The 13,793-nt window shown below is 41.1% G+C and carries 16 protein-coding genes and 1 pseudogene; 6 read left to right on the top strand and 11 right to left on the bottom strand.

Annotated features, from left to right (window positions below):
- Positions 1-8: 8 nt before the first annotated feature.
- The 3 genes from MKP07_RS41470 to MKP07_RS27935 are packed head-to-tail and all read right to left on the bottom strand — an operon-like array spanning position 9 to position 1,780.
- Positions 9-539, bottom strand: a complete 531-nt coding sequence (locus MKP07_RS41470) for a helix-turn-helix domain-containing protein (protein WP_240850514.1) — start codon at positions 537-539, stop codon at positions 9-11.
- Positions 461-928 (bottom strand): AraC family ligand binding domain-containing protein, encoded by a 468-nt coding sequence (locus MKP07_RS27940; protein WP_240850513.1) that lies wholly within the window; start codon positions 926-928, stop codon positions 461-463. The genes MKP07_RS41470 and MKP07_RS27940 overlap by 79 nt, the downstream gene beginning before the upstream one ends.
- A gap of 21 nt (positions 929-949) precedes the next feature.
- Positions 950-1,780 carry an SDR family NAD(P)-dependent oxidoreductase gene (locus tag MKP07_RS27935; protein WP_240850512.1) on the bottom strand — a complete coding sequence of 277 codons (831 nt, stop codon included), beginning with the start codon at positions 1,778-1,780 and terminating at the stop codon, positions 950-952.
- Positions 1,781-2,040: 260 nt separating this feature from the next.
- On the opposite strand from MKP07_RS27935, the gene MKP07_RS27930 reads away from it, so the two are divergent.
- From MKP07_RS27930 to MKP07_RS27920, 3 genes are all read left to right on the top strand, one after another.
- Positions 2,041-2,442, top strand: a complete 402-nt coding sequence (locus tag MKP07_RS27930) for a VOC family protein (protein WP_240850511.1) — start codon at positions 2,041-2,043, stop codon at positions 2,440-2,442.
- A gap of 228 nt (positions 2,443-2,670) precedes the next feature.
- Positions 2,671-2,928 carry a nucleoside phosphorylase-I family protein gene (locus MKP07_RS27925; protein ID WP_240850510.1) on the top strand — a complete coding sequence of 86 codons (258 nt, stop codon included), beginning with the start codon at positions 2,671-2,673 and terminating at the stop codon, positions 2,926-2,928.
- 1 nt (position 2,929) lies between these two features.
- The gene (locus MKP07_RS27920; protein WP_240850509.1) at positions 2,930-3,274 is read left to right on the top strand and encodes a phosphorylase family protein; all 345 of its coding nucleotides are present in this window, start codon (positions 2,930-2,932) and stop codon (positions 3,272-3,274) included.
- Positions 3,275-3,427: 153 nt separating this feature from the next.
- Here the strand turns inward: MKP07_RS27920 and MKP07_RS27915 are convergent, their stop codons facing one another.
- A complete protein-coding gene (locus MKP07_RS27915; protein WP_317236119.1) occupies positions 3,428-4,015 on the bottom strand; it encodes a LytR/AlgR family response regulator transcription factor in 588 nt (195 codons plus the stop codon).
- 431 nt (positions 4,016-4,446) lie between these two features.
- Positions 4,447-5,292 carry a penicillin-binding transpeptidase domain-containing protein gene (locus MKP07_RS27910; protein ID WP_240850508.1) on the bottom strand — a complete coding sequence of 282 codons (846 nt, stop codon included), beginning with the start codon at positions 5,290-5,292 and terminating at the stop codon, positions 4,447-4,449.
- Positions 5,293-5,804: 512 nt separating this feature from the next.
- Here MKP07_RS27910 and MKP07_RS27905 point away from each other — a divergent pair.
- Positions 5,805-6,254 carry a hypothetical protein gene (locus MKP07_RS27905; RefSeq protein WP_240850507.1) on the top strand — a complete coding sequence of 150 codons (450 nt, stop codon included), beginning with the start codon at positions 5,805-5,807 and terminating at the stop codon, positions 6,252-6,254.
- Positions 6,255-6,604: 350 nt separating this feature from the next.
- Here MKP07_RS27905 and MKP07_RS27900 read toward each other — a convergent pair whose 3' ends face one another.
- Entirely contained in the window at positions 6,605-6,775 is a 171-nt protein-coding gene (locus MKP07_RS27900) for a hypothetical protein (RefSeq protein ID WP_240850506.1), read from the bottom strand.
- 1,222 nt (positions 6,776-7,997) lie between these two features.
- Here MKP07_RS27900 and MKP07_RS27895 point away from each other — a divergent pair.
- A complete protein-coding gene (locus MKP07_RS27895; protein WP_240850505.1) occupies positions 7,998-8,822 on the top strand; it encodes an MBL fold metallo-hydrolase in 825 nt (274 codons plus the stop codon).
- Positions 8,823-8,899: 77 nt separating this feature from the next.
- Positions 8,900-9,265, top strand: a complete 366-nt coding sequence (locus MKP07_RS27890; protein ID WP_240850504.1) for a VOC family protein — start codon at positions 8,900-8,902, stop codon at positions 9,263-9,265.
- 38 nt (positions 9,266-9,303) lie between these two features.
- On the opposite strand, the gene MKP07_RS27885 is transcribed toward MKP07_RS27890, so the two are convergent.
- The 5 genes and pseudogenes from MKP07_RS27885 to MKP07_RS27865 form a co-directional block, all read right to left on the bottom strand.
- A complete protein-coding gene (locus tag MKP07_RS27885; protein WP_240850503.1) occupies positions 9,304-10,344 on the bottom strand; it encodes a LacI family DNA-binding transcriptional regulator in 1,041 nt (346 codons plus the stop codon).
- Positions 10,345-10,423: 79 nt separating this feature from the next.
- Entirely contained in the window at positions 10,424-11,134 is a 711-nt protein-coding gene (locus MKP07_RS27880; RefSeq protein ID WP_240851108.1) for an FGGY-family carbohydrate kinase, read from the bottom strand.
- A 135-nt stretch (positions 11,135-11,269) separates the two neighbouring features.
- A pseudogene (locus MKP07_RS27875) lies at positions 11,270-11,943 on the bottom strand (FGGY family carbohydrate kinase); the annotation flags it as partial.
- A gap of 57 nt (positions 11,944-12,000) precedes the next feature.
- Complete coding sequence (gene xylA / locus MKP07_RS27870) at positions 12,001-13,329, bottom strand: xylose isomerase (protein ID WP_240850502.1); 1,329 nt, start codon at positions 13,327-13,329, stop codon at positions 12,001-12,003.
- A 265-nt stretch (positions 13,330-13,594) separates the two neighbouring features.
- Complete coding sequence (locus tag MKP07_RS27865; protein WP_240850501.1) at positions 13,595-13,756, bottom strand: hypothetical protein; 162 nt, start codon at positions 13,754-13,756, stop codon at positions 13,595-13,597.
- Between the last annotated feature and the right edge of the window lie 37 nt (positions 13,757-13,793).

The raw sequence follows: 13,793 nt of genomic DNA, 5'->3' as shown, positions 1-13,793 counted from the left end.
CCAACTTCTTAATTAAATAGCTTCCGGTATGCCAGCGGCGTTTGGCTGGTAACCTTCTTAAATAACTTGCTGAAGGATTGGGAGTACCCAAAACCAAGCTGGTAAGCAATCTCACTCACCGTCATGGTAGAAGTGCTCAGTAATTCCTTGGATTTCTCAATCAAACGGTATTGAATATACTGTTGGGTATTTTGACCGGTAATATTACGCAACAAATCGCTTAAATATCCGGGCGATATATTGAGTTGGCCGGCAATTAATTCAACGCCTGGCAAACCTTTGTTTAAAGAAGTTCCGGAATCGAAATACCCATCAATCATTTGTTCCAGCCGGGCAACTAAATCATTGTTCACCGCTTTTCTTGTTAGAAACTGGCGATTATAAAAACGGTTGGAATAACTAAGCAACAGCTCAAGATGCGATACGATCACATCCTGGCTGTAGTGGTCAATATTATTCTTCAGCTCCTCCTGCATTTGGAGCAATAATGATGAAATGATGGTTTCTTCTTTATCAGAAAGATGTAAAGCCTCTGCCACAGCGTAAGAAAAAAGCCATAACTACTGATCTGCTTTCCCAATGAATACGGGCGAATTAAGTCGGGCTTAAATACCAGCATATAGCCCTTCACCGGGTTATCTCCCGTGGTGTTTACAGAAAATACCTGGCCCGGTTTAGTAAAGGTCATCATCCCTTCGTTAAAATCATAGTCCCGTTGTCCATACTTAAAAGCGCCCTTTGACCCTTTTTTGACAGTGATACAATAAAAGTCATTGGCAAAATGTTTCCACACCTCACTATGCCGGTAGCTCAACAGTTCAAAATTAATAACACTTACCAGCGGGTGATCAGGTTGGGGAAGTGCAAAAAGTCGGTGCAGTTCCGAAATGGATTTGATGAAATAGGGTGCTGCAACTGCTTTCTTCATAAAAGTAAATTTACGATTAAATCAGAAATCGGTAGATAGGGAAAGATGCTTCCATTGTTCTAATTCGAGGGCTTCGTTTTTTCGCTGCTCAATAATAGATTGATACGCATCCGATCCCAGAGGCAGGTGTACGGGAGGTTCTTCCATCTGCACGATATTAAGAAGAACCCCTGCCAGCTTTTTAGGATCACCGGGTTGATTTCCGTTAAAACCATGTAACATCTTTACATGCGTTGCTACGTTATAGTCGGCAATTGTATTGCTTGCAACAGCCAGGTTCGCATCGCTTATAAAACCGGTACGGAACATACCCGGGGCAACCACTGTAACTTTCACTCCGAAAGGTTTTACTTCCTGTGCCAAGGCTTCTGATAACCCGATCACTGCAAATTTGGAAGCATTGTAACTTCCTGTGTTGGCATATCCTATGTAGCCCATATTTGAAGAGATATTAATAATATGCCCGGATCGCTGCTTACGCAAATAAGGCATCGTATTGCGAATTACATTTACCATACCCAGAACATTTACTTCAAACGTCTTTCTGAATTCCTGGTCGCTGATTTCTTCTATGCTGCCCACCAGGTAGTAACCCACATTATTGATCACTACGTCGATCGTTCCAAAAACCTCAATAGCTTTCGCAATACATGTTTTTACTTCGGCGTCGTTTGTAATATCCATTTTTAATGGAAGGAAATTTCCCGATACATCGCCGATAGCTTTTACCTGTTCCTGCAAATTACGGGATGTGGCAACTACTTTATCGCCGTTGGCCAGAACTGCTTTGGCCACTTCCAATCCCATTCCTCTTGATGCACCGGTGATCAGCCATACTTTTTGTTTATTCATGTATTTTGTTTTATAAATACAAAGTTATTTTTTAGCCAGAAGGGGATTGTATTCCAATCGGGGATCCTTGTGTTTATATCACCGCTTGTGTGTGCCAAGTCCGATGAAATGTATAAAAAATAGGTAACCTATATATATCTGAAATGAAATATAAGCTGACTCGTAATGGGCTATCTGCATCAGTACCATCATTTTGGCCTGAGATTTGTTAAGTATTTGAAAAGATTGTTTAGCCCTAACCTTCTATCAAACCAGCATATATGCATTTAGAAATTACAAATTTTATCACTATACCTGTGCATGACAGGCATAGAGCCGGCAATTTCTATTCCCGGGTATTACAACTATCAGCCGTAGAATCGAAAGCCGGAGATACTCCTATCGTTTATTTTCCGGATACCATTAATGGTGGTTATTGTGGAAGCATGGTAGAACGGAACTTAGCCACCGAAGAGTTGAAACCTGCACTGATTTACATTTACGCTTTTGGTGATGTAGATGAAGTGGCCAGCCTGATTACTGCTTGTGGAGGCCATATCCTTTCCATGAAAACAGATGTATACCCGGAAGAAGGGGTTTTTATTATTTTTGAGGACACCGAATCTAACAAAATTGCATTTGTAGGTTTACGCGCGTCACAAGCTCAAAAACATACCGCCTGATTTTGGTGGATCACGGAAAAGTATATTCGCAGAAACTGTATCATCCGGAAGAGATGTTATATTACCCTTTTTGGGGTCGTTTTAATACCACCCCAGGCACCTTTCTATTCAATTAGTTCTTTATCCCGGATTTAGTATCAATGCTAAATAACCGGTAAAATTACTCTTTATCTTAATTTTTACTAGTTTCGCCAGCCATAAAACAGCAGGTACTCTAACAGCATTATAATGATTAAGATAAATTCCACCTTATCCTACCCCGCCGAAAATGCGGTATTTTGTTTTGCATTGGCTTCTGAAGCGGCAGAGGTATTTACCGGGCATCCCGTACTTATTACTGGTATTGGTAAAGTGAACGCAGCTTATGAATTGACCAAATCGGTTTGTAGGCGAAAACCGGATCTTATCGTTAACCTGGGATCTGCCGGAAGCAGCCATTTTCCTAAGGGCAGTGTGTGTATGCTGTACCAAATTTATACAGCGTGATATGGATGTTAGAGGATTGGGATATGAGTTATATAAAACACCGTTATCGGATATGCCGGTTGTGTTGGAGTATGGACTGGCAATGGATGGTTTGCCTGAAGCTGTTTGCGGAACAGGCGACAATTTCGAAATGGATCATGCGGCTACAGCTTACAATGTGGTGGATATGGAGTCTTATGCTTTAGCCATGATAGCTATGAAAGAAAATATACCCTTTCTCTGTTTAAAGTATATTTCAGATGGAGCAGATGACGATGCTGCTGAGGACTGGACAGTTCAGGTTCATAAAGCTGCAGTAGCTTATGGCGATATATTAAAGCTGAAGGTGAAAACGCCTGCTGAATAATCACTCAAGATCACCAGGAGGCCCTGCTTTCGTGCCCATTGTGATCCTTCCCTTTTACACTTACCGAGCTATTGTCCCGCGGAAAGATCTTATACAGGCTGCTTAGTGCTACCTTACTTAAAGATCTCCTGATCTCGCTGCCATTATTGAGCCTTAGCAGGCATCCCCTCCGTTGATATCGTCTCCCAGGTAGGTGATGCGCGACAAATTGATAATAGTACTTTTATCCACTCTAACAAGCTCTCTTGCTTTAAGATGTTGCTCTATGCCCGAGATGCCTTCATTTACGGTCTGACATTCTCCATTTTTAAGGGTCAACTTAGAACTGGTTCGCTCGGATTCTATAAACACAATATCCAGCTCATTCAGGTATAGCATCGACTGATGCGATTTAAAGCTCACGAACTGGCCAGGCCCCGGCTTATCTTCTTCGCAGCTGATCTGTTCAACCACTTTATTAACAGCCCTTGTAAAAGGGTCCTGCTGAATAGGCTTCATTACCAATGCACTGATGCCTATTTCTATAAATTGCTGTACGGCTTCCATTCCCTCTTTAGCGGCTAATACAATTACTTTTGTAGGATTTCTGCTGAGTTTTCCGGCAGCCCCATAATTAAACATCTTCGAAATAGACAGATCGATCACCAAAACATCAGGCTTTCCGGATAAAAATATGCTACCCGCTTCCTCAGGCGTTGCATAAGGTAAAAAGGTGAATTTTTTAAAGGCGGTGTTTTCAATCCAGTACTTTATTAGGTCATACGCCGCTCTACTTTTTCAACGATCTGAACGCTGATAGCCATCTTATTCCGTTTGGTTTGTTATCTTATTCGCCAGGTTGCAGCTTCATAGTCCTCCCGGAAAACGTGCTGCAACCTGGCATCCGGGCTAACTTCTGTTTTACAAACACCGGGTAGTTATACTAACCGCAGCTTTGCTCAATAAGTGCAAAATAAAGGACAAAACACTAATAATGCAAATAAATGATTGTTTTGTCCTTCTTTGATTGCGTTTTAGCGCAAATATGGATGGGTGTACGGCACGATTTGACGCAGTAATCAAAGAATAAAAAAGTGGAAAATGGCAAGAAATTGTGGCAAGGATTGCCCTACTACGCCAAGGTCAATTCCGAAGTGTTTTCCGGGATTATTGCAATTTCATTGTAGAGCGAGCTAGTCCAAGATCCGTAAGTCTTTTAACGCAGATCTTGTAATATCTTTCCGGCAACGGGAAAAATCTGCCCGGTTGTTGCTGCGGTTCTGTAATAACCGGGTGGCAAAGAAATACGCGTTTCCCTTTTTCTCCAGGTAACCTACCCACCAACCCGTGTTAATGCCATCAGCCATGGTCCAACCGGTTTTGGAGTGTATAGTGTGAAGCCTATTTTGTTCGGTGATCATCACCCGCTTTACGATATCCATATTCTTTTTAGAAAATGGTAGTTTTCCATCATACAGATTTTTAAGCAGTCTTATTTGCTCTACTGGCGAAATACCTAAAGGACCAAAATTCCAGAAGTCAGCTTCAGCAAAGGAAACATCGGCATTACCATATCCGCAGCGAACCAGGTAGTCTTTATATACATTCCGGTTTATTTTTTTGGCAAGTTCAATAAATGCCCAGCCAGCCGATAGTTCAAATGCATTTTTCACACTGATGTCGTGGTATATATCGGGCCGGTAGCCATACTTCACCGTATCGGTGGCGCCCGGCCATTTCACCACATAATTTTCATCGGGAATCGTTTTCGTTTCCAGGAAAATAAGCAGGTTAATAATTTTAAAGGTTGATGCCGGTAAATTACGCGTATGAACAGAGCTGGTGTCAGAAACAATCCACTGTTGTTTTGTATGATCGAAGATAACCAGCGAACCATCTACCTGGCATTGATAGAAATAGCATTTGAAGTCAGGCCGGACAATATAGTTATCTGCTGGCGGCACCGATTGCCCGCTACTATGAAGGGTTATTAATATTAATACAGTGATCGCTGATAGCAACGGGAAAACCTGTCTCATCTTTTATTTTGAATAATCTAGGGGTCTATAATTCCTGTAAATTTCCAGCTTCCGTGGCAATTTTACAAACTAATGCATTGAATCTTTTTTCAATACCGGTAAGTGTTTACGCCATAATAATAGTTTCGTTTGTAGTCCTGCTTCCAAAAACTTAAGATGATATCCTTTACTATCCACTCCTTGTTTTGAATGGAGCGTAGGCTATATATATCGTTTCAGGAAATATAATAGGCTAAGTCGTTCCTTAAATAATTGTTAACTCCTGCAAGTGTAGTTCAACAAGTGTAACATGTAGAGCGCTTATGCGAATAATAGATATAAAGCATCGGAAAAATGATCACAACTTATCCATTCAATGAAACGACCGGCAACATGCAATTACTTTTCACCTCGGCAAAACTGCTGTTCACCGGTAATATGAATGCTGTTCATCCTTTTGCTCTTGTACCCGGGCTTTAACCAGCCGTATGTTTGTAAAACAAATAATAAATAACTACTAAAAAATAAATAAAATGAAAACTTTAATCCTCTCTGCCGCAGTAATCCTGACATTATCTTTTAACGCCTCTGCTGCTACAGCAAAACCGGTTAACGATAAAGCTCAGAAAACTTTTAACCTGCTTTTTAAAGACGCAGATAATGTAAAATGGAGTGAAGCTGGTGAAAGCTATGAGGCTTTCTTTGATAGTGAGGGCATCAAAACACGTGTAACTATTGATGCCAAAGGTAACCTGATACAGACTATTCGTTATTATAAAGAAAACAGTTTACCGGCGAATGTACTTTACAATGTAAAAAGTGACTACAAGGGTAAAGAAATATTTGGTGTAACAGAGGTTACTAACAAGAACGGCGTTAACTACCGTATTGTTTTAAAAGATGAGAACTACTATACGCATATCAATGCCAACAACAGCGGGGATACCGAATTAGTAGCAAAACATAAAAGAGGCGATAAATAGGCTTCTATACGATCAGCCTGACGACAGGCTGATCTAAATTTTTCTCAAGTAAAGCAACGGACCTGTTACAGGTTGGTTGGCAATGATGGAGGCACTTAAGCCGGTTCCGCAACAAGAGATTGAAGGGATGCCCAAAAAACTCATCTATCTCTTTGGCAATTAATGTGCAGTCAATCATTCATCAGTTAATTGTTTAAATCCGGCTTTAGTCATTGTTGAAGTATTCGCCCATGTAAATATGCACCCTGACGAATACTGATCGGAGATGTTATCAGATTTTTTGATAAGAAAGGACATTAGGATGACTTTCAATTCGCCCTCATATTTAACAAGCCCTTCTTTGGATGTTATTAAGTGCTTTCACCATATGCTGTTTTTGCTGTTCCGTTCCAATCCGAGGTTTCGGGCTCTCCCGGCGTAGGTAAGGCCTCGTTACGTCTAAGCAGGTATAGCTTTTTTGCCGATGAGATAAATCTTTCTTCGATTACCCGGTTAATGATACGCGATCTTTTTTGGATCAACTGATTGCTAGGTGCCATTTACTCGTCCGAAAAGAAATCTTTCGGGTAATCAAGATAGGCCTTTTGCATACTTTCCTTCCGGAATATTTTAATAGTTTGGTTTCTTGCCACAGTTTATAACCATGCCTCAGGCTAGCCTGCTTTTCGGATAGTTCTACAAAACCTGCTGCGAGGCGTCTTTCAAAATTCTAAACAATATACGCTATCGCTTTTCGCGAAAATTGCAGGACAGATAAGTCTGTCTATCTGACGGTCTTTAAAAGCTATCAGCCTACTGTTTTTTCGTGGCATTGCAATATTATAAAACAACACGTCTTGCCGAAGCCCGCAGGTTTTCTGATGTATGTCATCATTATATTTAAATTTAACTAAAATAAGGGGAAGTTATAATTGGTTGAATCGTGTGGCAAATAGAATATTTTTGGTGGAGGTGGGCAACCTGCAGGTATCAAATAAAATGAGCAAGTAACCTTAATAAATAATACCTCCGGGATATGACTTTTTAGTAATGATCATAGATATCTCGTCAACTCAAAGTGTTTAAAAACAAGAGGGTGGAAACCCTGGCCTGAAAAGACCCGGAGACCACCTTCTACCTTCTAAACAAAAATTTTGCTGTAACAATAGTTCTATCATCAATTTGCTATCATTACTTTATGCTATAATTTCTTTAATATCTTCATTTTTAAAATAGTGGAAAACCTCGATTTTAAGAAATCAGGAGATCCACTTGCTGTAAGCCCTAACTCTAGTTTCTTTCCCATTCACTACTATTACTATTATAAATAGAAATGTTCAGGTTTTCATTAAGTGTCTTATCATACCTCGTAACTACTGTTACTTTGATGTAAGATGTGCTCTGTTATCTTTCTACTGTCTAAAGGCAGTAAACAGGCTATTTGGTTTATCAAAACCTGTAGTTGCCACAGATATTGTAACAATTGAATTAACTGTTAACAGAATCTGCATTATTCGACAAAAATTAAAACCAGAGCTGTAATACTGAGTAGTACGCTTTAAACCAACATACGTATCATCCAGTATTTTTTTCTATCCAATTCGAAAGTACACCAAGCTGGAAAAAATATCTTTGCCGAACGTTTCTATTTATTGTTCATTTGTATCAGGGCATATAGTTATTTATTTAGCAGTTTAGAATCAATAAGATAAGTGGCTTTAATGATCCAGATACGATCATTTCTGAAAAAAGGTAATTTGCGTCGTGACCAGTCTTTATTTAACATCTCTCAACTCAGGCAGCAACGGTAATTGTTACTATATTGGTAACGATGAAGAGGCTATTTTAATAGATGCCGGCTTATCCTGCCGTGAAACCGAAAAGAGAATGCACAGGTTGGGGCTGCCTATGAAGAAAGTAAAAGCCATATTTATTTCTCATGAACATGGCGATCATATCCGTGGGCTCGAAGTACTGTCCCGGAAACATCAGCTGCCTGTATATATTTCGTCAGCTACGCTTCAAAACTCGGGTCTTGAATTAGATTCCGGTCTTTTACGTCCACTGGTAGCGGGTACTACTGTGCTTATTGGAGCTTTGTTGATCAACGCCTTTGTAAAATATCATGATGCTGCGGATCCCCATAGTTTTACGGTGGAGAATAATAAAACCTGTGTTGGAATATTTACCGATATCGGCAAGGTTTGTGATAACCTGAGCACCCATTTTAAAAGATGTCATGCGGCTTTCCTGGAAGCCAACTACGACGAAGTAATGCTACAGAATGGCCGCTATCCTTATCACCTTAAAAACAGGATCAGGGGTGGTCGTGGTCATCTATCTAATAAAGAAGCGTTGGATCTGTTTCTTTCCTGCAAACCGGCGCACATGAGCCATCTCCTTCTCTCCCATCTTTCCGCGGATAATAATCACCCGGATCTTGTTCGTGATCTTTTTACAGAACAAGCCAACGGCACACATATCATAGTGGCTTCCCGATACGCTGAAACACCGGTATACAGAGTTGGCGGGATTAGTGCATCTACTTCCCAAATCCTGCCATCCTTAGGGCAGTTGACTTTATTCTGAGAAATTTCCGGTGTAGCTATTAATTGATATAGAGCAGTTTTCCCAGCATAATGATTGTAACTCCTTAATTAGTCTATATGAATTTTATATCACTTGAGCCATTTATTCCTTCAGGAAATAATTATGAGAAGGCCAAACTCTTTTTCCAGGAACTGGGTTTTGAACAGGAATGGGAAGAGGAAGGCCTAGCTGGCTTCCGGCAAGGCAACTGTTCATTTATTCTGCAACAGTACGATAATAAAGCATTTGCAGAAAACCTGATGCTATCTGTAAAAATCGATGATGTTAATGCCTTTTGGGAGCGCGTAAATAAGAAAGACCTTCCCGGAAAATTCGGTGTCCCGGTTATAGGTCGGCCTGTACAACAGCCTTATGGGAAAGAAGTAAATATCATTGATCCCGCAGGTGTTTGCTGGCATTTTATTGAGGCTGATGCCGAATAAAACGTCATATTGATATTACGTCTGTTCTATATAAGGCTCTAAGCTTTACTCTTCTTTTTCTTTTGAGATGATTCGCGAATAATCAGATCGGAGTTAATGATAAGCGTGTTGAGCTGTTGAAGGTTGCTTACGCCTTTGATATGGTTGATCAAAGTTCTGGCAGCAATCTCCCCCATCTCGACGCCCGGATAATTAATAGTAGTTAAAGATGGTTCGATCAAATGCGCAATGGCATCATTATTAAAACCGACTACGGCTACATCTTCCGGAACCTTCAGACCATTTTCTTTTAATGTTTTGATGAAGGCAGCTGCCACAAAATCATTAGTAATAAAAGCACCGTCGAAACGACGTTTTTGCTTTAGCAGTTTATGGGCAGAATCAATGCCGGCTTTCTCGCTCAGGTTGTCTACCAGCAACAAGCTTTCATCTACATCCAGGCCATTATCCGTCAGCGCGTCTTTATAGCCCCTGTAACGTTCTGCATACACGTTACGGTTAAGATTGGAAGTGATGTGCGCGATTCGTTTACACCCCTGTTCTATCAAATGCCGGGTTGCTTCATAACCGCATTTATAGTTATCGATTACCACCACAGTATTGTCATTCCCTTTTTCTACGCGGTCGAAAAATATTACAGGAACGCCCTTATCTTTAAACTGTTTAAAATGGTCGTATTGCTTAGTATCAAAAGACAAAGATGCGATCAGTCCATCCACCCGCTTATGAAAGAGGTTGCGGGCATTGGCCACTTCTTTATCATAGCTCTCCGATGAGTGGGCAATGATAAGATCGTAACCCGCTTCGGTAGTTACTTTCTCCACACCTAATAATACGGAATTGGCGAAATTGCTATTGAGCTCATGTATCATAAAACCAATGGTATTGGTTTCCTGTGTACGAAGGCTACGGGCAAAATGGTTAGTACGATACCCCATTTTTTCTGCCAGCTCAAAAATCTTTTTCTTGGTTTTTTTGCTTACAACGGGATCATCTTTCAATGCCCGGCTAACGGTAGCTACAGAAATTTTTAACTCGCTGGCAATATCATATATCGTTACTTCTTTTCCCTTCTTCATGCGGAAATAAAATTAGGTGCGTAAAAGTAGGTAAAATGCACTAGCACCATTAGCAGTAACAGATAAATTATTTTAACGGTCAGCGCTGAAGCTGTAAACTCTTATCCAGTATTATATCTTTTTGCAAACCAATATGCTGATATAAAGCCGCTTTCCATTGTTCATACAGCTCATCATACGCACCGGCCTGGGAGGGTTGTATCATGTTTAAAACTTGTCTTTTCTGAAAAGCTTCGGCCGGCGCCTGGTAATACCCCGCACCGATTCCCGCGCCTAAAGCAGCGCCTACACTACCATCACAATCATATAGTTCAACCGGCACATTAGTGGCATTTACAAACGCCTCTGTGAATACGGGGCTTAAAAACATGTTGGCCTTGCCTGCTTTAATAACGGCCGGCTGCATACCATTGCTACGCATAATATCCAGGCCGTAACGAAATGCAAATGCAATTCCCTCCTGGGACGCCCTCGCCAAATGCGCCAGAGTGTGTTTATTGAGATCTATATTTTGTAAATGTGCACCCACTATTTCATTGTTCAGCATACGCTCGGCACCATTACCAAAAGGCAAAATAACCAGCCCGTCACTACCTGGTCGCACGGTGGCAGCTATATCGTTCATTTGCGCATAAGAAATATTTCCGCTTAGGTTCCTGATCCAGCGGTTAAGAATTCCTGTACCGTTAATGCAAAGCAGTACGCCCACACGGGTTAGATCATGCTGATGGTTGACATGAGCAAAGCTGTTAACCCGGCTTTGGGGATCGTACGTCAACTCATCACTCACACCATATATTACGCCGGATGTGCCCGCTGTGGCAGCAACATCACCTGGTTCAAATACATTCAAAGAAAGCGCATTGTTAGGTTGATCACCCGCTTTATAGGTTACGGGAATACCTTCAGTCAATGACAGTTCATCTGCTAACGATTTTACCAAACGACCATGATCGGCGAATACAGGCTGAATATCAGGAATAATATCATTACTGAAGCCGAATTGCTGCATCAGTTTTTGTGATGGCTTGTTTTCAGAAAAATCCCAGAAAACACCTTCAGAAAGCGCCGATGGAGTGGTTGTAATATGCCCAGTAAACCGTTGCGCAATAAAATCACCAGGCAGCATGATCTTATCAATTTTTTCAAATATCCCGGGCTCCTGTTCTTTTACCCAGGCTAGTTTGGCTGCCGTGAAATTACCGGGAGAATTCAATAATCTTTCAAGGCAATACTCATCACCCATTTCCCTAAATGCTTTGTCCCCATAAGGCACCGCACGGCTGTCGCACCAGATAATACTATCGCGGAGTACAGCACCCTCTTTATCCAACAATACCAGCCCGTGCATCTGGTAAGATATACCAATAGCTCCAATGTCTTTTGTATTATATGCTCCAGACTGGTTGACTTTTTAATTGCTTCTTTTACGTCGCTCCACCACTGTTGCGGCGATTGCTCGGCCCACCCAGACTTTAGAGAAATAATGTCCCGTTCTGTATCCGGGTATTGAGCAGCAGCTACCGTTTTTTGTGTAGCGCCATCTACTACTGATACTTTTATGGATGAAGTACCTACATCGATGCCTAATAGTAGCATTATTCTGATTTTTTGTTAGTAGTCCACGGTTCATATACCGTGGACTACCAACCTAGACTAAATATACCGATTAATAATATTCTCTAAGTACTCCTGTTTACCACTCTTTACAGCAGGTTCCCCTGCTTCTATCGCGTAAGCCCGAAGGTCTTCCAGTGTTAATTGCCCCCGCTCAAAAGCCTGGCCTTTGCCCCCATCAAATGAGGCATAGCGCTCCTGCTTTAATTTCCTGTAGTCTGAATTAGACAGGATCTTATCTGCAGTAATCAGTGCTCTTGCAAAAGTGTCCATACCACCTATATGTGCATAGAATAAATCAGCAGGGTCAGTTGATGCACGACGGATCTTTGCATCAAAGTTAATACCACCACCCTGTAGTCCTCCTGCTTCCATAAAGATCAGCATGGCTTCAGTTAATTCATTTAAATTATTCGGGAACTGATCGGTATCCCATCCGTTTTGATAATCGCCCCTGTTGGCATCTAATGATCCAAGTACGCCAGCGTCAGCAGATACCTGCAGCTCATGCTGGAAGGTATGACCCGCAAGGGTGGCATGGTTCACTTCTATATTGATCTTGAAATCACCCAGCAGATCCCACTGACGCAAAAAGCCAATTACCGTTTCGCAGTCGTAATCATACTGGTGCTTGGTAGGCTCCATCGGCTTGGGTTCGATCAGGAAAGTACCTTTAAATCCGTTCTTACGTGCATAATCTTTGGCCGTATGCAGGAAACGGGCAAAATGCTCTTTCTCTCTCTTCATATCCGTATTAAGCAGGGTCATATACCCCTCTCTTCCGCCCCAGAAAACATAACCATCTCCACCCAGCTCAATTGTTGCATCAATGGCCGATTTTACCTGTGCCGCTGCATGTGATAATACATGAAAATCAGGATTGGTAGAAGCGCCGTTCATATAACGTGGGTTGGAGAACACATTAGCAGTGCCCCATAATAATTTTACCCCGCTATCAGCCTGCTTTTGTTTAGCATAAGCTGTTATTGCCTGTAAACGCCTGTCATTTTCATTTATATCTGTTCCATAATCTACCAGGTCTACGTCATGAAAGCAATAAAAAGGCAGGTTCATTTTGGTGATGAACTCAAAAGCCGCATCCATTTTATCTTTGGCTCGGTCAACGGCATCAGTTTTACTGTTCCATCCAAAAACATGTGTGCCCGGGCCAAAGGGATCGTTGCCATCGTTACAGAACGAATGCCAGTAGGCGCAGGCAAACCTAAAATGCTCTTTTAATGTTTTGCCAGCCACTATCCGGTTCTCATCGTACCAGCGAAATGCCATAGGATTATCGCTCTCAGGACCTTCATATTTTATCTGAGGAATACCTTTAAAGTACTCCTGATCACCTAATAATACGCTCATAGTTGATTATTGATTTGTTGTGTGTCTTTTAAAATGATTGTTCAAGCTTTAACCGTTAGTGTAAAATCAACACAATATTAATAATAAATAAATTGTAATCGGTTTCATAAATATTTCCTTTTATTTTTCATGCATTTCTGCACAAAACAAACCCATCATTTGCAATCGGATTACATGTGCTTTTGAAGTCCCTTCAATATTTAATACCGGCACAAAAAAACCGCTCCTTTCGAAGCGGTTAATATTTTTGAAAACCAGGACACTCTTATCTCAATTTGCTAAAGATATCGTCCCATTTTTTCTCCAGGGCAATAAATTTATCCCTGTCTGCTCCTTTCGAGTCTTCAATTTTGTAAGAATAATACTCTGCAAGGTTACCTGCGATGGCGCGATAACTACGTTTTTGTCCTGCATCGAGGTTAGACATTTTTGCAAAGATCTCTGCTGCTTTTTCGTAGTTTGTT

Source organism: Paraniabella hibiscisoli, assembly GCF_022512515.1.
Lineage (GTDB): Bacteria > Bacteroidota > Bacteroidia > Chitinophagales > Chitinophagaceae > Niabella > Niabella hibiscisoli.
This window is presented reverse-complemented; position numbering and strand designations above follow the sequence as displayed.

What these genes read in the sequence shown, in the direction of transcription:
- MKP07_RS27940 (WP_240850513.1), bottom strand. Translation starts at nt 928, where the DNA reads ATGAAGAAAGCAGTTGCAGCACCCTATTTCATCAAATCCATTTCGGAA.
- MKP07_RS27935 (WP_240850512.1), bottom strand. Translation starts at nt 1,780, where the DNA reads ATGAATAAACAAAAAGTATGGCTGATCACCGGTGCATCAAGAGGAATG.
- MKP07_RS27930 (WP_240850511.1), top strand. Translation starts at nt 2,041, where the DNA reads ATGCATTTAGAAATTACAAATTTTATCACTATACCTGTGCATGACAGG.
- MKP07_RS27925 (WP_240850510.1), top strand. Translation starts at nt 2,671, where the DNA reads ATGATTAAGATAAATTCCACCTTATCCTACCCCGCCGAAAATGCGGTA.
- MKP07_RS27920 (WP_240850509.1), top strand. Translation starts at nt 2,930, where the DNA reads ATGGATGTTAGAGGATTGGGATATGAGTTATATAAAACACCGTTATCG.
- MKP07_RS27910 (WP_240850508.1), bottom strand. Translation starts at nt 5,292, where the DNA reads ATGAGACAGGTTTTCCCGTTGCTATCAGCGATCACTGTATTAATATTA.
- MKP07_RS27905 (WP_240850507.1), top strand. Translation starts at nt 5,805, where the DNA reads ATGAAAACTTTAATCCTCTCTGCCGCAGTAATCCTGACATTATCTTTT.
- MKP07_RS27890 (WP_240850504.1), top strand. Translation starts at nt 8,900, where the DNA reads ATGAATTTTATATCACTTGAGCCATTTATTCCTTCAGGAAATAATTAT.
- MKP07_RS27885 (WP_240850503.1), bottom strand. Translation starts at nt 10,344, where the DNA reads ATGAAGAAGGGAAAAGAAGTAACGATATATGATATTGCCAGCGAGTTA.
- xylA (WP_240850502.1), bottom strand. Translation starts at nt 13,329, where the DNA reads ATGAGCGTATTATTAGGTGATCAGGAGTACTTTAAAGGTATTCCTCAG.
- MKP07_RS27865 (WP_240850501.1), bottom strand. Translation starts at nt 13,756, where the DNA reads ATGTCTAACCTCGATGCAGGACAAAAACGTAGTTATCGCGCCATCGCA.